Annotated in this window: 14 protein-coding genes and 3 pseudogenes; 9 read left to right on the plus strand and 8 right to left on the minus strand. The window is 35.2% G+C overall.

What is annotated here, in order from left to right; translation table 11 throughout:
- Positions 1–2 precede the first annotated feature (2 nt).
- The 3 genes from MVE64_RS22640 to mreBH form a co-directional block, all read right to left on the minus strand.
- Complete coding sequence (locus tag MVE64_RS22640; RefSeq protein ID WP_247341470.1) at positions 3–269, minus strand: hypothetical protein; 267 nt, start codon at positions 267–269, stop codon at positions 3–5.
- A 25-nt stretch (positions 270–294) separates the two neighbouring features.
- Complete coding sequence (locus MVE64_RS22645) at positions 295–432, minus strand: protein YkpC (protein ID WP_162987284.1); 138 nt, start codon at positions 430–432, stop codon at positions 295–297.
- A 246-nt stretch (positions 433–678) separates the two neighbouring features.
- Positions 679–1,686, minus strand: a complete 1,008-nt coding sequence (gene mreBH / locus MVE64_RS22650; protein ID WP_098798072.1) for a rod-share determining protein MreBH — start codon at positions 1,684–1,686, stop codon at positions 679–681.
- 577 nt (positions 1,687–2,263) lie between these two features.
- Between mreBH and MVE64_RS22655 the strand changes: the two are divergent.
- Both MVE64_RS22655 and recQ read left to right on the plus strand, forming a co-directional pair.
- Positions 2,264–4,590, plus strand: a pseudogene (locus MVE64_RS22655) (immune inhibitor A domain-containing protein).
- Positions 4,591–4,810: 220 nt separating this feature from the next.
- A complete protein-coding gene (recQ, locus tag MVE64_RS22660) occupies positions 4,811–6,949 on the plus strand; it encodes a DNA helicase RecQ (protein ID WP_247341472.1) in 2,139 nt (712 codons plus the stop codon).
- Positions 6,950–7,053: 104 nt separating this feature from the next.
- Here recQ and MVE64_RS22665 read toward each other — a convergent pair whose 3' ends face one another.
- Positions 7,054–8,115, minus strand: a complete 1,062-nt coding sequence (locus tag MVE64_RS22665) for an AbrB family transcriptional regulator (RefSeq protein ID WP_247341474.1) — start codon at positions 8,113–8,115, stop codon at positions 7,054–7,056.
- A gap of 333 nt (positions 8,116–8,448) precedes the next feature.
- Here MVE64_RS22665 and MVE64_RS22670 point away from each other — a divergent pair, with 333 nt between their 5' ends.
- Positions 8,449–9,111: a potassium channel family protein gene (locus tag MVE64_RS22670; RefSeq protein ID WP_098798076.1), complete on the plus strand. Its 663-nt coding sequence runs from the start codon at positions 8,449–8,451 to the stop codon at positions 9,109–9,111.
- Positions 9,112–9,153: 42 nt separating this feature from the next.
- Here the strand turns inward: MVE64_RS22670 and rnjA are convergent.
- Both rnjA and MVE64_RS22680 read right to left on the minus strand, forming a co-directional pair.
- Positions 9,154–10,820: pseudogene (rnjA, locus tag MVE64_RS22675) on the minus strand (ribonuclease J1).
- 5 nt (positions 10,821–10,825) lie between these two features.
- Positions 10,826–11,035, minus strand: coding sequence for a DNA-dependent RNA polymerase subunit epsilon (locus MVE64_RS22680; RefSeq protein ID WP_247341475.1), 210 nt, complete (start codon positions 11,033–11,035; stop codon positions 10,826–10,828).
- A 407-nt stretch (positions 11,036–11,442) separates the two neighbouring features.
- On the opposite strand from MVE64_RS22680, the gene MVE64_RS22685 reads away from it, so the two are divergent.
- Positions 11,443–12,366: a DMT family transporter gene (locus MVE64_RS22685; RefSeq protein ID WP_247341477.1), complete on the plus strand. Its 924-nt coding sequence runs from the start codon at positions 11,443–11,445 to the stop codon at positions 12,364–12,366.
- A gap of 52 nt (positions 12,367–12,418) precedes the next feature.
- Here the strand turns inward: MVE64_RS22685 and def are convergent, their stop codons facing one another.
- Together def and MVE64_RS22695 are read right to left on the minus strand one after the other, a co-directional pair.
- On the minus strand, positions 12,419–12,973 hold the full coding sequence (def, locus tag MVE64_RS22690; RefSeq protein WP_247341479.1) for a peptide deformylase: 555 nt from the start codon (positions 12,971–12,973) through the stop codon (positions 12,419–12,421).
- Between the two features lie 241 nt (positions 12,974–13,214).
- Positions 13,215–13,301 (minus strand): annotated as a pseudogene (locus MVE64_RS22695) (YjcZ family sporulation protein); the annotation flags it as partial.
- Between the two features lie 435 nt (positions 13,302–13,736).
- Between MVE64_RS22695 and MVE64_RS22700 the strand changes: the two are divergent.
- The 5 genes from MVE64_RS22700 (at position 13,737) to lpdA (ending at position 19,868) form a co-directional block, all read left to right on the plus strand.
- Positions 13,737–14,393 carry a YkyA family protein gene (locus MVE64_RS22700; protein WP_247341480.1) on the plus strand — a complete coding sequence of 219 codons (657 nt, stop codon included), beginning with the start codon at positions 13,737–13,739 and terminating at the stop codon, positions 14,391–14,393.
- Positions 14,394–14,995: 602 nt separating this feature from the next.
- A complete protein-coding gene (pdhA, locus tag MVE64_RS22705; protein WP_098798083.1) occupies positions 14,996–16,111 on the plus strand; it encodes a pyruvate dehydrogenase (acetyl-transferring) E1 component subunit alpha in 1,116 nt (371 codons plus the stop codon).
- 3 nt (positions 16,112–16,114) lie between these two features.
- Positions 16,115–17,092 carry an alpha-ketoacid dehydrogenase subunit beta gene (locus tag MVE64_RS22710; RefSeq protein WP_098798084.1) on the plus strand — a complete coding sequence of 326 codons (978 nt, stop codon included), beginning with the start codon at positions 16,115–16,117 and terminating at the stop codon, positions 17,090–17,092.
- 49 nt (positions 17,093–17,141) lie between these two features.
- Positions 17,142–18,452, plus strand: a complete 1,311-nt coding sequence (locus MVE64_RS22715; protein WP_098798085.1) for a dihydrolipoamide acetyltransferase family protein — start codon at positions 17,142–17,144, stop codon at positions 18,450–18,452.
- A 3-nt stretch (positions 18,453–18,455) separates the two neighbouring features.
- Positions 18,456–19,868 carry a dihydrolipoyl dehydrogenase gene (gene lpdA / locus MVE64_RS22720; RefSeq protein WP_098798086.1) on the plus strand — a complete coding sequence of 471 codons (1,413 nt, stop codon included), beginning with the start codon at positions 18,456–18,458 and terminating at the stop codon, positions 19,866–19,868.
- The last annotated feature ends 40 nt before the right edge of the window (positions 19,869–19,908 follow it).

Consider the following 19,908-nt stretch of genomic DNA (forward strand, 5'->3'; position numbering starts at 1 on the left):
ATCTATACACCTGAGGCTATAGCCATTATATAAAGCAAAGCTCCTCCGAATATTAATATGCCGGTAACATAGAGATTAATAATTGATCCAACTAATGCCCTTTTTGTTAGCATGGAAACGAAGGAATAGGCAAAACCAAAAAGTAAAACGATGACAAAGATAGGGATCGTATAAGTACCTAATAAACCGCTTAGGAGTAGTAGTAGAGCAAAAGTCGGGAATACAAATGGAATAATTTGTTGGAATTTAGATATGTCATTATTTTTCATCTTTTTAGTTAACCTCTCTTTTTGATTACTCACCTTGAACTGAAACGATTTCGTTATTTTGGGATGGGCTACCAGGCATATTTGCCATAGAAACACTCATTCCTCCCATAATGATGACAGCTAATGTTAAACTAATAATGATACGTCTGCTCAGGTCTTTCACACATGTACCTCCCTTACGATTCGATAATTAGACGGATGGAGTTTGATTAAAGTTTCAGGTAACTGCTAAAATATACAAAGTTATTACTGTATTACTATTAAACCAGATATAATTTATTCAAGAATAAGAGAAATGATGCTGAAAAATATGTTAATTTTGTGTAAATATAAAATTTTGATAAAAGGGTTTAATAATAAAGCTTTATATATAGACAAAAAGGAAACCTAATTTGGTTTCCTTTTTGTCTTATTTTGCTACTTTAACTAATCTATTAATAACTGCGAGTGATCTACCGGTGCCAATTGCCACTGACTCTAACGGATTTGGAGCAATGTGAACAGGTACAATCATTTCGTTACTTATCCATTCCTGTATCCCTTTCATTAGTGAACCACCACCTGTTAGAATAACTCCTCGGTCAACAATATCACCACTTAACTCAGGAGGACAGTCTTCAAGTGTAGCTCTTATTGCTTCTAAAATATGAAGTAATGATTCTTTCATTGCATCCTGCATTTCATTTGACGAAACACTAATTGTTTTAGGTAAACCTGTTACGAGATCTCTGCCTCGTATTTCCATTGTTTCTTTTTCGTGCTTTATTAGTGCATAGCCGATTTCCATTTTCATTTGTTCAGCAGTTCTCTCACCGATTAGGAGATTATAATTTTTTCTAACATATTGAATTATATCTTCATCAAGTTGATCTCCGCCAATTCTGATTGAGTGACATGTTACGATTCCGCCGAACGAGATTATGGCTACTTCTGTTGTTCCCCCTCCAATATCTACTATGACATTTGCAATTGGTTCGTCTACAGGAAGATCCGCTCCGATTGCTGCTGCTACAGGCTCCTCAATTAAATGAACTTGCTTTGCTCCTGAACTACGAATAGCATCTTGAATTGCTCTTCTTTCAACTGATGTAGCACCTGATGGAGTACAAACAACAACAGTTGGTTTTCTCATAGACATACCAAGCTTACCTGACGCCTTTTTCATGACATGTCTTAACATGTCCGTTGTGATGTCATAATCTGCTATAACTCCATCCTTTAGAGGTCTTACTGCAATGATTTGTCCAGGTGTTTTTCCAATCATACTTTTTGCTTCTGTTCCAACTGCTAATACTTTTTTAGTACTTGTATCTATTGCTACCACAGAAGGCTCATTTAAAATGATACCTTTATTTTTTGTGTAAACTAAGATGTTTGCTGTTCCTAAATCTATTCCAATTTCAGTAGTAGAAAACATAACCTAAAAAACCTCTTTCCTTTATTAACGTTATTTATAGAATTTGTTGAATATTGTTGGTTTTTGAAATTTGTTATCAATATGAAAAGAGATCGTCACCTTTTTGTCATATAAGTGTTTAGATGATTTTTAAATATAATATCTTTATTGAATAAAAGCTTTAAAGTGAAAATGAATAAATCTAAGGTTGAAAATTTGCTAATTTGGATGTGTGTTTGATGAGTGGACATTTTTTTTGGTAGAAAATCTTACAAAAACCTTTATTTATAAGGGGTTTTGCTCTGTGTGCAGTAGGGGTAAAAATGCCTATTTTCATTTTATGTATTGGGAAAATGGACTTATTTTAATTTTCAGAAAATAGAATTTTCGGACTATTTATTATATTCATATAAAGATTATAATAGTTATGTAGTTATAATAATTTTTAGTAGAAAAGTATTTTGAAGTTACGAAGTTCCATCTTTCAATGCTTTCTATTAAAAGAAGGGGGATTAAAGTGAGAAAGTTAAGAAGAGGAATTGAAGCTCGAAATAAGCAGTTGAAAAAGGCGCTAAAGGTTACTGCTAGTTCGGTAATTATGGGAGGACTATTGTTCAGTACATACTTGCCGGTAGCGTCAAATGTTCAAGCTGCTAGTCCTGTACTAGAGTCAGCACCAATTGATTACAATATTGTTCCTGAAGAGAGATTAGCAAAAGCATTGAAAGATCAAGGGGTTATTTCTAAAAATGCTTCTGCTGCAGAAGTAAAGAAAAAGGTTAAAGAATATATTGAGAAAAAAGAGGGCGAAAAAGCCGGTAAAGTGTCTCATAAAACTTCTCATGAAGAAGTGATGGATAAAAAAACGAAAGACTTCCTTACAAAACAAAAGGACAAGCTAGCAAAACAACTAAATAAAGGTCATGGAAACTTCAAAAAAGGTAAACCTAATGGTGCAGTGAAAGTGGATGCTGCTAAACAAGCACCATATAACGGAGAAGTTCGCTCAGATAAGGTCTTGGTATTATTAACAGAATTTGCAGATTTCAAGCATAACAATGTTGTTCAAGAAGATGGTTACATGTATGCGGATGACTTTAATAAAGAGCATTATGAAAAGTTAATGTTTGGTGATGAAGACTTTACCTTGTTTAATGGAGAGAAAGTTAAAACCTTTAAACAATATTATGAAGAGCAATCAGGTGGTAGTTACACAGTTGATGGAACAGTTTCAGAATGGTTAACTGTACCAGGTACTGCAAAAGAATATGGTGATGACAATCCTGAAGGTGGGCATGATAACCTTAATCCTAAAGGACCTAGAGATCTTGTTAAGGATGCCTTAAATGCAGCAGTTGCTTCTGGTCTTGATTTAGCCGAATACGATGAATTTGATTTATATGATCTAGATGGTGATGGAAATCAAAATGAGCCAGATGGACTAGTAGATCACTTGATGATTATTCACGCAGGTACTGGTCAGGAAGCTGGTGGTGGTACTTTAGGTGATGATGCGATCTGGTCACATAGATGGACGTTAAACGGAGTGTACCCGGTTGCGGGAACACAGGCTGAAGTTGGTTATTGGGGTGGTCAAATGGCAGCATTCGACTACACAATCCAACCTGAAGACGGTGCAGTTGGTGTATTTGCACATGAATTCGGACATGATTTAGGTCTTCCAGATGAATACGACACTCAATACACTGGTCAAGGTGAGCCGGTTGCTTCTTGGTCAATTATGAGTGGGGAAGTTGGAATGGAAACATCGCCGGAACTGCTCCAACAAGCTTCTCACCTCAAAATAAGGAATTCTTCCAAAATGTTATGGGAGGAAACTGGGCGAAGATTATGGAGGTTGATTATGCAGATATTACAAAGAACGGCATTGCGACTTTCCTAGATCAAAGTGTAACGAAATCAAATAACCCTGGTATTGTAAAAGTGAACTTACCAGCTAAAAATGTAAAAGGGTTTTTACCAGCTGAGAATGGTGGGGAAAACTATTACTACAGCCAAAAAGGCGATGATCTTCATACAGCATTAGAAACACCACTATTTGATTTAACAGGTGCAACTTCAGCAGAATTTAATGCATTGCAATGGTTTGAAGTTGAATTTGACTATGATTATGTATATGTAAAGGCTGTAACAGAGGATGGCACAGAAGTTGAGCTAGATGTTATTGGTGATGACAATACTGCTGATGGTATGGAAACAACAAATGGTCAATGGGTTGAAAAAACGTATGACTTAAGCGATTATGCTGGTAAAAAAGTAAAACTAGTATTTGAATATGTAACCGATGGCGGTTTAGCGCCGAATGGGTTTGCGATTGATAATATTTCAGTAACAGCTGACGGTAACGAAATCTTTACAGATAATGCTGAAGGTGAAGCAAAAGTTTCATTAGATGGTTTCATTGTTTCTAATGGCTATTCTCAAGCTAATAATCATTACTACTTAGAGTGGAGAAACTATGCTGGTTCTGATAAAGCATTAGCATACTCTCGTGGTGCTAAGTATAATACTGGTTTAGTTGTTTGGTATGCAGATGAAAGCTATACGGATAACTGGGTTGGAGTACATCCGGGAGAAGGATTCCTTGGAGTAGTTGATTCACATCCAGAGGCTGTATTTGGTTTATTAAATGGCCAAAAAACGGTTACTCAAAGTACTCGCTACCAAGTTGCGGATGCGGCATTCTCTTTAGATAAAACACCAGGATTCTTCGTTGATTCTCCTACACGTGGAGCATATGAGTTCCTAAGCTTTAAAGGAAATACTAAGTTTGATGATTCAGAAACATATTACAATACTGCGATTAAAGATGCAGGTCGAATTGTTCCTAACCATGGCTTAAAATTTGAGGTTATTGGTGAAGCAAAAGATAATTCTGCCGGTGCAGTTTGGATTCATAAGTAAAAAGCAAATAACTCCTTCCTTTCTTTGAAAGAGAGGGGTTATTTTTTTTGCCTTAAGGGTTAAATTGTATTATATGGTTTAATAGGCATTAGAATTTTAAATTTTCGCTTTAGTAAAACTTCATAATAACCTTTGAAAAATAAAATCTACTAAAAAAAGATAAAGCTTAGACGTGTTATACTAGTATAAACAGAAGTAAAATAAAAGCAAAGGTGATTACATGCTGCAAAAAGCTGAAAAGTTGTTAAAAGATTATTTCGGTTATTCATCGTTTCGAAAAGGCCAAGTGGATATTATTCGTAATATATTAGACGGACATGACACGCTAGCCATTATGCCAACAGGTGGTGGGAAATCCATCTGTTATCAAGTGCCTGCTTTATTGATGGATGGTATTACTGTTGTCATATCTCCACTAATTTCTTTAATGAAAGATCAAGTAGATGCTTTAACAAGTGTTGGAATACCATCAACTTATATAAATAGCAGTCTTTCCATTCCAGACATAAATGAACGAATCGCAGAGCTAAGAGATGGCTCTTATAAAATTGTTTATATTGCACCTGAGAGGTTAGAAACGAATTCGTTTCGAGATCTCTTATTAACGTTAAATATTTCTATGGTAGCAGTAGATGAGGCACACTGTATATCTCAATGGGGGCATGATTTTCGCCCTAGTTACAGGTCGATAAATAAGATGATAATGGACCTTTCTGCTAAACCAATTGTCGTTGCCCTTACAGCAACAGCAACAAAAGAAGTAATAGCTGATATTTGTCATTTGTTAGATTTATCAGAGGAGGATTCGTTTGTTACCGGTTTTTCCCGAGAAAACCTAACATTTAATGTAGTTAAAGGTGAAAATAAGCGCGACTATATTAAAAAATATATTAAAGCAAATAAAAATGAAGCTGGCATTATTTATGCTGCTACTCGAAAAGAAGTAGATGAATTATCTCAATTTCTTAAAAAAAGCGGCTTCAAGGCAGGGAAATATCATGCTGGTATGTCAGAACAAGAGCGAGCACAACAGCAGGATCAATTTTTATATGACGAGTTTGATGTTATGGTTGCAACAAACGCTTTTGGTATGGGAATAAACAAATCCAATATTCGGTATGTCATTCATCATAATTTACCTAAAAATATAGAGGCTTACTACCAGGAAGCAGGCCGTGCCGGGCGGGATGGGGAGCCTAGTGAATGTACGATTCTGTTTGCTGGACAAGACATACAGCTACAAAAATTCTTAATAGAACAAACATCTCTAAGTTATGAAAAGAAGGTTCATGAATATCAAAAATTACAGCAAATGGTAGATCTCTGTCATACAGAAAAATGTTTACAATCTTATATTGTTGAATATTTTGGTGAAGAGAATGCGGAAGCAGATTGTGGCAATTGCATGAATTGTAAGGATACACGAGAAAAAATTGAGGTAACAACTGAAGCTTTAATGGTTTTTTCTTGTGTGAAAAGAATGAACGAAAAATTTGGGAAAACTCTTGTAGCACAAGTGCTAAAGGGTTCTAATAATAAGCGGATTTCTCAGATGGGATTTCAAAAATTATCAACCTATGGGTTAATGAAGAACAAGACAGAAAAACAAATTGTAGAATTTATTGATTTTTTAATTGCTGAAGGTTATTTATCTCTAACAAATGCTCAATACCCTGTCATTGAACTTAGTAAAAAGGGGTTACTTGTATTAGTTGATAAAACGCCAGTATTTAAGAAGGAAAAACTAGTGATTTCATCAATTGAAAGCGATGATGAACTATTTGAAGTACTAAAGAATATAAGAAGAGAACTTGCTTCTGAACATAGAGTACCGCCTTATATTATATTTTCTGATAGTAGTCTAAAAGACATGAGTAATAAATGTCCGATTAATGAGTCTGAGTTTTTAGAAGTAAAAGGTGTTGCTCAAACAAAGCTTGAACGTTATGGACAACCATTTATTAAGGCAATTTGTGACTATATGAAAGTTGAACAAGAGCCACTTAATCAAATAGTGATACAAAAATCACATTCACAAATATCGGTTGATAAGACACCTAGTCATCTTGTTACCTATCAATTATATATGGATGGGTTAAAGATGAATGAGATTAGTATACAACGGGGAATTACTGAAATCACTGTACAAAACCATATCATTCGAGCGGTGGAAGAAGGACAACCGATTGAATGGAGAAGCATATTTACCGAAGAACAAGAGAACTTAATCATAGAGAAAATTAAGGAAATGAATACTGAATTGCTAAAGCCCTTAAAAGAAGTGTTACCTGCTAGCATTAATTATTTTCAAATAAAAGCGGCAATTTGTAAGATGAATCTAGAAGTGATCAGTTCGTGAAAAAAGCTCACATCCCTGGGAATGATACGGAGGAATGTGAGCTTTTTTTCATAACTGTTTAATATTAATCTTATAGTAAAGACAGTCTTTACTATGATTTTCTTTTAATTTAAACTTTTTGATGGAAGTTTGTTCATGCTAAATTTTAAAAGACTTGGGACCACACTTATAATAAATAGTAGACGGATAAATTGTAAGGAACTAACTACCGCTGGATCAGCACCAATAGACGACGCCGTTAAAACCATCTCAACTAGTCCGCCAGGTGCAAGAGAAAGCATGGCTGTTGCTAAGTTTAGGTCTGTTAAAAGGCTGAAAACATAACCGAAGCCAAAGCTTGCTACAATAAGAATCATTGTTGTAATAAAATACAAGCCACAGTATTTTCCACCCTTTTTAAGATCATTAAATGTGATCATAAGTCCAAATCCAACACCGATTGATATTTGAGCAAAAATCATAAATAAATCATGAAAAAGGGGTAATTCTATACCTATAATCTTCAATGAGGCAGTCGTTAAAAGAGGACCAATTACATATGATGCTGGTAAGAATTTTCTAAGCCCCCAACCTACAAATCCTGCAAGGAAATACCAGCTATATGAAAATATTGATATATCACTTTGTGCTAAAAGTGTTGTTGTTTGTGAGTAAGACGGAGGTTCAAACATATGTAGTATTGTAAATGGGACCAAAAAGACAACTGTTAATAATCTTACAGTTTGAAAGATGGTAACTAATGAAGGGTTTGCATGAACAGCCTCACTAGCGGCAACCATTTCTGTTAATCCACCGGGAATAGAAGCAAAAATGCTCGTGTTTCGATCGATGTTAACAAGTTTACTAATGATTAAACCGTTACACACGCTAAGAAAAATTAATAAAACTGTTGTAAGTAAAAAGGGAATCACGTATGGACCTACAAGAACAAAGGTTTCTTTTGTGAATGAAAGTCCAAATGATATTCCTAAAATGATAAATGAACCGTTTTTCAAAAAATTCGGTTGTATAAATGTACTTATCTTTTTAAAAAGTGATCGCCATATTATTAGAAAAGTCATAGGACCTAAAATCCAAGCTAGAGGGAGATGAGCAAGATAAAATAGAAACCCTCCAAATGTTCCGATTATGTAGGGAAATATGACATTGGGTAGTTTTGTACTCATTCTATTCCTCCCACATTACTTGTTTACTAATTTTCTGTTAAAATATGTTTTAATTTTTACACTGTTTGTTGTTCACTGACTTTCGTCATGCGTTTTTTTATTGTTACTACACCAGTCTTTCTATTTTATCATAAAGTCCGTGAAATTTATTAAGGTCATCAGGCTTATCTTTGTACAAATTTTGGTTTATAAAAACAAAAAGATAATCATGAGTTGTCCTGTAAAAAAAAGTTGAAATGTGATAACATTTTTAATAGTAGTAGCTTATAAAAAGGATCTTGGTTTCTTAAAGCGTTTTCTAATAATTTATTGTGATATTGCGGAGGATTTTAGATGAAAAAAGAATTTGCGGTAATTGGACTTGGGCGTTTCGGAGGCAGTATTTGTCGGGCTCTAAGTGAAGAGGGTATGGAAGTAATGGCAATTGATACAGATGAAGACAAAGTAAATGAGTTTGCAAACGTTGCTTCACATGCTGTTGTTGGAGATTCCACAGATGAAACAGTGTTAAAAAGTCTTGGTATCCGTAACTTTGATCATGTTATTGTTGCGATAGGAGATAATATTCAAGCGAGTATCTTAACCACATTGATTCTTAAAGAATTAGGAGTTAAGCATATTACTGTTAAAGCACAAAATGATTATCATGAAAAAGTACTATCAAAAATTGGAGCTGATCGTATTGTTCATCCAGAACGTGATATGGGGAGAAGAATTGCTCATAAAATTATTTCAAACAACGTTCTTGACTATTTAGAACTTTCTGATGAGCATAGCATCGTTGAGATTGTTGCAAATGACAGGCTAAATGGAAACTCCATCATTGATTTAGATATTCGTGCTAAATATGGAATCAACATTGTTGCTGTAAAAAGAGGAAAAGATATTATTGTTTCTCCGCAAGCAAATGAAATTATTCAAAAAAACGATATATTAATCGTTATTGGTGCGGATACGGATATTAACCGTTTCGAAAAACGTTTATTAGGTGACTAAAAAAGCAGTACCCGATTTTCCAATCGGTGTACTGCTTTTTAATTAAACTTCCATAATAATTGGTAAAATCATTGGGCGACGCTTTGTTTTTTCGTATAAGAATGGAGCGAGTGTGTCAGTGATTTCATTTTTAATTTCGGACCATTGACTTGTACGACGTTCCATAATTTTGTTCAGATGCTTGGAGATTAGTGATTGAGCATCATTAATTAAATCACCAGATTCACGCATGTAGACAAAACCTCTAGAGATAATATCTGGACCTGCTGCGATTTTGAAGTCTTTCATGTTGATGCTTACAACGACTATAACAAGACCTTCTTCTGAAAGAATTCGGCGGTCACGGAGGACAATGTTACCGATATCGCCAATACCACTTCCATCAATATAAACATTACCTGAAGGGATTTTCCCAGCAATTCCAACTTCTTTATCTCCTATTGCTAGAACCTCTCCATTATCCATGATAAAACAGTTCTCTTCCTCAACACCACAGTCTACTGCATGTCTAGCATGCATCTTCTGCATACGGAATTCACCATGTATTGGCATAAAGTATTTTGGCTTCATTAATCTAAGCATAAGTTTTTGTTCTTCTTGACCACCGTGACCTGAAGTATGAATGTCGTTAAGTGGTCCGTGGATTACCTCTGCTCCTGCACGGAACAGTTGATTAATCGTTTTGCTAACGCTAAGTGTATTTCCTGGTATTGGAGAAGATGAGAAGACAACATTGTCCCCTGGTATAATTTGAATTTGTCTATGAGTGCCGTTTGCGATACGCGATAGAGCTGCCATTGGTTCACCTTGAGATCCTGTACAAAGAATTGTCACACGATGAGCTGGCATACGATTAATTTCATGTGCATCTACAAAAGTATCTTTAGGACAACTAATATATCCTAAATCTTGTCCAATTTGTATGGCTGTTCCATACTTCGCCCAAACACAGCAACTTTACGTCCGTGTGCAACCGCAGCTTCAACTACTTGTTGGAGGCGGTGTATATTTGATGCAAATGTTGCAAAGATAATGCGACCATCTACCTTACGGAAAATTTCGTGTATACTGTCACCGACACGTCTCTCTGACATCGTAAAGGTAGGAATCTCACTGTTTGTACTGTCAGAAAGTAAACACAGAACTCCATACCGACCAATCTCGGCCATCTTTGTTAAGTTTGCAGGTTCACCTACAGGTGTAAAATCGAATTTAAAGTCACCAGTATGTACGATGTTTCCAGGTGGTGTTTTAACGACAATACCATATGAATCAGGAATACTATGAGTTGTTCTGAAAAATGTCACAGACGTTTTTCTGAACTTAATAATATCATCTTCCTGAATTTCGATTAATTTAGTTTGTCGAAGAAGTCCGTGCTCTTCAAGTTTGTTTCTGAGTAAACCTAAAGCAAGCTTACCCCCATAAATAGGAATGTTTACTTGACGAAGTAAATATGGAATTCCACCAATGTGGTCTTCATGTCCGTGCGTAATAAATAATCCCTTTATTTTATCTTCGTTTTTGGATAAATAAGTGTAGTCAGGAATGACATAATCAATTCCAAGTAACTCATCCTCTGGAAATTTTATTCCAGCATCAATCAGGATAATTTCATCTTGAAATTGTACTCCGTACGTGTTTTTTCCGATTTCACCAAGTCCGCCTAATGCAAAGACAGCAACTTGATCATTTTTTACAAATTTCATAACAATCAGATCTCCAATACTTTATAATTTTCGCTTTGCTTTTCATATTCTAAATATGCCCCATCAACTGCAGTGACAAATTCAATATTATAGCCGCGTTCTTTAAGTTTAAATCTCACATTTGCTTCAGTTGTTGCTTCAATATAAAGAGTGTTTGTTCGTTCGCGAACAGGAACCTCTGTAATTTTATCTTGAAAATAAACTTTAAAAATCATTTACCAAATCTCTCCTTAACTTCCGAATGTTAGACTAACTTTTTCTATTATATGCGATATTTCTATTCAAGCCAAGCCTATAGGGCAAGAGCGAGTCTACTTTTGGTAAATAAGTCTAAAACTCACAGTTAAAAATAAAATTTAGCCACCAGTTGGAATAGGCTTTATTATGCGATTGTTTTTCTCTTTACTAAGTGTTTCCACTGTCTTCTAAGAGATTTCTTTAATTTTTTTAACATAGAAAATCCTCCTACCTAATTTTTATTTACCGACCTCATGTTATCGGTTTTAGTATATGTCATTTTTTGTGATATTTTCATGGGAATTAATGTGAAAGAAATTGACAATTTCTTCATTTTCACTTAGTTTGAGAACATGCTTTTTACACATCAGGAGGATAAACTGAAATGAAAAAATTATATAGTTCATTATTTATTTTAAGTATGATTTGGGGGATGTCATTTCTATTTATAAAGGTCCTTGTAGAAGATTTAGGGCCATGGGGTGTTGTGTTTTGGCGGTGTTTATTTGGCACAATCACACTATTCATTATTCTTTTTGTTTTTAAAAAACAAGAGTTGAGAAGAGTAAGGTTTAAAAGTCTACCGTGGCTGAAGCTTTTTCTTGTAGCACTTTTTAATAATGCACTTCCTTTTGCATTCATAGCTATGAGTGAAATGAAGATTTCCAGTAGTCTTGCCTCTGTTATAAATGCAACTACTCCATTATGGACAATTGTCATTGGGGCACTCTTTTTCTTTATTCCTGTTAAGGGGAGACAATGGGTTGGAGTTTCAATTGGGTTTTTTGGTATTTTAATTTTGTTGAATCTTGATTTTAAAAGCTTAATAAATGAAAACTTTATTGGGGCAGGAACGATGCTTTTTGCTACATTTTGTTATGGGTTAGGCGCTCAAATGGCAAAAAGATATTTACAGGAATTATCTATTATAATTGTATCAATTGTTACTTTGTTTTTTTCAACAATGATCAGCTTAGTATTTATTTTATTATTAAATGAATCTGTTCATCCACCATCAGTTTTTTCGGCTCATACTTTTATATCGTTAATTGGATTAGGTGTGTTTGGTTCTGGATTTGCTTATCTTTTTTACTATTATATGGTTAAAGAAGGTAGTGCAGAATTTGCTTCGCTGGTAACTTATATCGTTCCAATTACGGCAATGTTATGGGGGTATTTATTACTTGGGGAAGGTATTTCTCCACATATGATTTTAGGTTTATTGTTTGTTTTTGCTGGAGTTTATTTAAGCTCAGCTAAATTGGCGAAAAAAAGCAGTATTAATACTTCAATAGAGAGTAAACATTAAAGTGAAGAAAAAACACTCATAGACAAACTAAAGAAGGGAGTATATCCCTTCTTTAACGTTCAACTGGAACTGCATTTTCAGGTTCTTGAAACGGGTGATCCTCATTAATATGATCATAAAACATAACACCATTTAAATGATCAATCTCATGCTGGAAAACAATGGACAATAGACCCCTTAGTCTAATATCAATAATCTTTCCTTCAAGGCTTGTAGCTTTAACGCGAATTCGGGCATAACGAGGAACAAAGCCTGGAATTGCTCGATCAACCGAAAGGCAGCCTTCGCCGCTAGTTAAATAGCTTTTCTCGATAGAATGGCTAACAATCTTTGGATTAAACAGAGCATAACTGTGCTGGTTTCCTTTTTCATCAACAACATGAATAGCAATCATTCTTTTTGATACATTAATTTGAGGAGCTGCAAGTCCTATACCTGGGCGTAATCCGTACTTCTCAGAAATTTCCGGATCTTGACTATTTTTTACGTATTGGATCATTTGAGATAAAGTTTCTTTATCCTCATCTGAAGGAGGTAATGTAACTTCCTTCGCCACTTCTCTTAAAGTTGGATGACCTTCTCTTATAATATCTTCCATTGTTATCATGGTAAACACTCCTTTGAACATAAAGCAAAAGTATTTAATAAGTGTATGACTAAGGCAGACAAACTAAGTTATTACAACCTCAAAATCATTATGTATATATAAACTAGATATAATTTCATTGTATTATACTATAAGATTATATAGGAAATAGCAGAAATCGAAAAAAATTTGGGATTACATAATAATCGAAGGGCTAACAGTGGAAAATTGTTAGCCCTTGACATATTTCTTACCTTTATTTTTAATAGCCGATGTAAGCTGCACCTACAATAATTAGTAAAATAAACAATACAACGATTAACGCAAAGCCGTTTCCATATCCAGCTGTTGGTGCAACATATCCGTAACCATAATTTCCACACCCGTAATTGCAATCATAATAATGCATTTTAACGACCTCCTCATGATGATTACGCCCTTTGTTTTGGCGTATAGTACACTGTATGAAAGTAGTTCAAAAGTGTATAGACATTAGCCTAGATATGATTAAATTGACTCTAAGATGTTATTAGATACTTAACCCCCTTTGTATATATAACCCTATGATTGGTTTTGAGAAATGCTCTCTGAAAAACCACAAGAAATAATGGTCTAAAAACTAAGACAGGCTCATATGAATGGAAATAATAAAGACAAAAATTGGAAAGGTGCCATTATCCAAATAATTCCAAATAATTCCAAATATATATTGAAAACCCATTGAGAAAATATGTTAGACCAATTATAGTAGAAATGTCTGTAAGATAGGAGGATATACATTCTGATGCTGAAAAAAATGAATTACGTTTTATTTATAATATTATTATGTTTACTTTCTGGCTGCTTCGGTCCTGCACCAGAAGAAAAGATTTATACGATTTTGGAGGAAGCTGTTACATTAGAAGATTCATTTAAAGAACAACAACAGCCATTACTCGAACTCGAAAAGAAGGAAGCGGACCTCTATAATAAGATTATGGATTTGGGAATGAAAGAATTTGAACAAGTTGTTTCCTTATCTAAACAAGCTTTAACTTCAGTAGAGGAACGAGAATCTAAAATACAAATGGAATATGACAGTATTATGTCTTCGAAAGATAAATTCAATGAAATTAATGAAGAAATCGAAAAAATTAAGGATGAAACACTTTTGCAATCTGCACAAGAGCTTAAGTCTACAATGGAAGGTCGATATAAATCATACGAAAAACTTTATGAAAACTATAAAAAATCAATTTCTTTAGACAAAGAACTGTATTCAATGCTTCAAAAGGAAGATTTGGAGATGGAGCAGTTGGAAACACAAATAGATAAAATTAATAAGTCATATCAATCTGTTATGGAACAAAATAATGAATTTAACAAACTAACTGAACAATATAATGATTTAAAAATAAAGTTCTATGAAGAAGCCAATTTAAATGTTGAAAAAAGTGAATAATGCTATGCTTATGAAGAACCTTCCTCTTGGGAGGTTCTTTTTTGTGCACTGTTGTTTCTCTTATTCCTTAATGGTATTCATTTAAAGCTAAATAAATTATTAGCTAAAATATGAAAACGCAGTGTTTGAGAAGGTGAAAAGTGTCGAGTATATATAATAAATACAAGTTGTTATATAAAACTGTATTACAAACAATGTTACAGTGTTTGCATTTGTGATAATACAGTTTGAAGAAACAAGTAAAATGATTAAGGATAAAATTTATTATTCTTTAACTATTATAGATATAAACTGATTGACGGGCGTGAAAACATTGGTGTAAACTTGTAAATGAATTGTTAATGTGTATCAGTTTATTTTAAATTTAAACTAATACAGAGTGGGCTAAACAGACCACCAAACCATACATAGAGAACGTTTTTATACATCTCGTGAGTGGTATAAAGGTAAGAAAAGTCGAATTCAAAAAAATTGTGTCATCCATAAGATTTTAGGGTAACCTATTGCTGTGAATATTGGAATTCTCTTACTAATACTTTTGAAGTTCAATTCTCAATAGGGATTGAACAACACTCTTAAAATGGAAAGGAAGAGGTTATAAAATGGCTGCAAAAACAAAAGGCGCTGTTGTAGACAGTAAGAAACAGTTTGAAGCTATTTCTAAGGTTTTTGAAACATTCCAGATTTTAAATGAAGAAGGTAAAGTCGTAAATGAAGCGGCAATGCCAGAATTAAGTGATGATCAATTAAAAGAATTAATGCGTCGTATGGTTTATACACGTATTTTAGATCAACGTTCTATTTCATTAAACCGTCAAGGGCGTTTAGGTTTCTATGCTCCAACTGCAGGACAAGAAGCTTCTCAGATTGCATCTCAATATGCTTTAGAAAAAGAAGATTGGATTTTACCTGGATACCGTGATGTTCCACAAATCATTTGGCATGGTCTTCCGTTATATCAAGCATTCTTGTTTTCTCGTGGACATTTCCATGGTAACCAAATGCCTGAAGGAGTTAACTGCTTATCTCCACAAATTATCATCGGTGCACAATACATTCAAACAGCTGGTGTTGCATTAGGTCTTAAGAAGAAAGGCAAACAAGCTGTTGCGATCACTTATACAGGTGATGGTGGTGCATCACAAGGTGATTTCTATGAGGGTATTAACTTTGCTGGTGCATATAAAGCTCCTGCAATCTTCGTTGTACAAAATAACCGCTATGCGATCTCAACTCCAGTTGAAAAACAATCTGCAGCACAAACTATTGCACAAAAAGCAGTTGCAGCAGGTATCGTAGGTGTTCAAGTTGATGGTATGGATCCATTAGCAGTCTATGCTGCAGTTCGTGATGCTCGTGAGCGTGCAGTTAACGGAGAAGGTCCTACATTAATTGAAACATTAACATTCCGTTATGGACCACACACTATGGCTGGTGATGATCCTACACGTTACCGTACAAAAGAAACAGAAAATGAGTGGGAAGCTAAAGATCCATTAGTTCGTTTCCGTAAGTTCTTAGAGGACAAAGGAATCTGGAACGAAGAAGAAGAAAATAAAGTAATTGAACAAGCAAAAGAAGATATTAAAGATGCTATTCAAAAAGCTGATAAATATCCAAAACAAAAGGTAACGGACTTGATGGAAATCATGTACGAAGAAATGCCTTATAACCTAAAAGAGCAATATGAAATTTACAAAGCAAAGGAGTCGAAATAATCCATGGCACAAATGACAATGATTCAAGCCATCACTGATGCATTACGCACCGAATTAAAAAATGATGAAAACGTCCTTGTATATGGTGAAGACGTTGGTGTGAACGGTGGGGTATTCCGTGCGACGGAAGGACTTCAAAAAGAGTTTGGAGAAGACCGTGTATTCGATACACCACTTGCTGAGTCTGGTATTGGTGGACTAACAGTTGGTTTCGGTTTAACTGGATTCCGTCCAGTTATGGAAATTCAATTCTTTGGTTTCGTTTATGAAGTAATGGATTCATTAAATGGTCAATTAGCTCGTATGCGTTATCGTTCAGGTGGACATTGGACTGCTCCAGTAACAATTCGTTCCCCATTTGGTGGATTCGTACATACACCAGAGCTTCACGCTGATAGCTTGGAAGGTCTGGTTGCACAACAGCCTGGACTTAAAGTTGTTATTCCTTCAACACCTTATGATGCAAAAGGACTTTTAATCTCTGCTATTCGTGATAATGACCCAGTTGTATTCTTGGAGCACATGAAATTATATCGCTCATTCCGTCAGGAAGTTCCTGAAGAAGAATATACTATCGAAATTGGTAAAGCTGATGTAAAACGTGAAGGTACAGATCTTTCAATTATTACTTACGGAGCAATGGTTCATGAATCATTAAAGGCTGCGGATGAATTAGAAAAAGAAGGTATTTCTGTTGAGGTTGTTGACTTACGTACAATCAGCCCGTTAGATATTGAAACAATTATTGCATCTGTTGAAAAAACAGGTCGTGTAATTGTCGTTCAAGAAGCACAAAAACAAGCAGGTATTGCGGCTAATGTAGTGGCTGAAATTACTGAAAGAGCAATTTTAAGCTTAGAAGCACCAGTATTGCGTGTTGCTGCTCCTGATACTGTATACGCATTTACTGAAGCGGAAAATATTTGGTTGCCAATTTATAAAGATATTTTAGAAACTGCTAGAAAAGTTCTTGAATTTTAATTAATACTTCAAAACGAATTTTTAACATAATTATAGGAGGTTGAATGATTTGGCATTTGAATTTAAACTGCCTGATATTGGTGAAGGTATCCACGAAGGTGAAATTGTAAAGTGGTTCGTTAAACCAGGCGACAAGGTTGAAGAAGATGATGTCCTTGCTGAAGTTCAAAATGATAAAGCGGTTGTTGAAATCCCATCACCAGTTAAAGGTACAGTTACAGAAGTAAATGTAGAAGAGGGAACAGTTGCAACTGTTGGTCAAACAATTATTACTTTTGATGCACCTGGTTACGAAAACCTAAAATTCAAAGGTGATCATGGTGATGATGAGCCTAAGAAGGAAGAAAAAGCTGAACCTGCACCAGCTGCAGAAGAGAAAACAGAAGCACCTGCTGCTGCACCTGCAGAAGTAGAGGTAGATCCTTCTAAGCGTGTTATTGCTATGCCTTCTGTACGTAAATATGCTCGTGAAAAAGATGTGGATATTCGTCAAGTTTCAGGTAGCGGTAAAAATGGTCGTGTATTAAAAGAGGATGTTGATTCATTCTTACAAGGTGGAGGAGTTACTGCTCAACCAGCTACTACAGAAGAAACACCAGCTGCAAAAGAAGAGAAACAAGCTCAACCAGCTGCAGCTCAAGCAATTCCAGAGGGTGAATTCCCAGAGACTCGTGAAAAAATGAGTCCAATCCGTAAAGCTATTGCTAAAGCAATGGTTAACTCAAAACATACTGCTCCACACGTAACTTTAATGGATGAAGTGGATGTAACAAATTTAGTTTCTCATAGAAAACAATTTAAAAATGTTGCAGCAGAGCAGGGTATTAAGTTAACATATTTACCGTACGTAGTGAAAGCTCTTACTTCAGCACTTAAAAAGTATCCTGTACTTAATACTTCACTTGATGACAAAACAGAAGAAGTTGTTCAAAAGCATTATTACAACATTGGTATTGCTGCTGACACTGAAAAAGGTCTTCTAGTACCAGTTGTGAAAAATGCAGAGCGCAAATCTGTGTTTGAAATTTCTGATGAAATTAACGGACTTGCTACAAAAGCGCGTGAAGGTAAGCTTGCACCAAATGAAATGAAAGGTGCTTCTTGCACAATCACTAACATTGGTTCTGCAGGTGGTCAATGGTTCACTCCAGTAATTAACCACCCAGAGGTTGCTATTTTAGGTATTGGACGAATTGCAGAAAAACCTGTTGTTCGTGATGGAGAGATTGTTGTAGCTCCGGTTCTTGCTTTATCATTAAGCTTTGACCACAGAATGATCGATGGTGCTACAGCTCAAAATGCTCTTAACCACATCAAGCGTTTACTTAACGATCCACAATTAATTTTAATGGAGGCGTAATCGATGGTAGTAGGAGATTTCCCAATTGAAACAGATACTCTTGTCATAGGAGCAGGTCCAGGCGGATACGTTGCAGCAATCCGCGCTGCACAACTAGGACAAAAAGTAACAGTAGTTGAAAAAGCAACACTTGGAGGGGTTTGTTTAAACGTTGGTTGTATTCCTTCAAAAGCGCTAATCGCTGCTGGACACCGTTATGAAGAAGCTAGACACTCTGAAGATATGGGTATCAAAGCTGAAAACGTAACTGTTGACTTTTCAAAAGTCCAAGAATTTAAACAAGGTGTTGTGAAAAAACTAACTGGCGGTGTAGCTGGATTACTTAAGGGTAATAAAGTTGATGTAGTTAGTGGTGAAGCATACTTTGTTGATAACGAAACTGTAAAAGTTATGGACGAAACGTCTTCACAAACTTACAAATTTAAAAATGTAATTATCGCAACTGGTTCACGTCCAATTGAAATCCCTGCTTTCAAATACTCTAAGCGTGTATTAGACTCTACAGGTGCATTAAACCTTCAGGAAATTCCTAATAAGCTTGTTGTAATCGGTGGCGGATATATCGGAACTGAGCTTGGTACAGCGTATGCTAATTTTGGTACTGAAGTAACGTTTATCGAAGCTGCTGACGAAATTCTTGCTGGTTTTGAAAAACAAATGAGTGCGATTGTTAAACGTAACCTAAAGAAAAAAGGAAATGTTGAAATTCACACAAAAGCAATGGCAAAAGGTGTGGAAGAAACAGACAACGGTGTTAAAGTAACATTTGAAGTAAACGGTGAAGAAAAAACTGTTGAAGCTGATTACTTATTAGTTACGGTAGGACGCCGTCCAAACACTGATGAACTTGGTTTAGAGCAAGTTGGTGTTGAAATGACGGATAGAGGTGTTATCAAAATTGATAAACAATGCCGTACAAACATTCCAAACATCTATGCAATCGGTGATATCGTTGAGGGGCCACCTTTAGCTCATAAAGCTTCTTATGAAGGTAAAATTGCTGCAGAAGCAATTGCTGGAGAAAAAGCAGAGATTGATTACTTAGCTATTCCTGCTGTTGTATTCTCTGAGCCAGAATTAGCTTCTGTAGGTTACACAGAAGCTCAAGCAAAAGAAGAAGGCATTGAAGTGAATGCTTCTAAATTCCCATTTGCTGCAAATGGTCGTGCGTTATCACTTAACAATACTGATGGTTTCTTAAAACTTGTAACTCGTAAGGAAGATGGATTAGTAATTGGTGCACAAATCGCTGGACCAAGTGCTTCAGACATGATTTCAGAGTTAGGATTAGCAATTGAAGCTGGTATGACAGCAGAAGATATTGCAATGACAATTCATGCTCACCCAACATTAGGTGAGATCACAATGGAAGCTGCTGAAGTTGCAATTGGTAGTCCAATCCATATCGTAAAATAATAAAGTAAAGGCTGACTATTATAGTCAGCCTTTTTGCATG

Origin of the sequence: Metabacillus endolithicus, assembly GCF_023078335.1 — a bacterium.
Taxonomy (GTDB): domain Bacteria; phylum Bacillota; class Bacilli; order Bacillales; family Bacillaceae; genus Metabacillus; species Metabacillus endolithicus.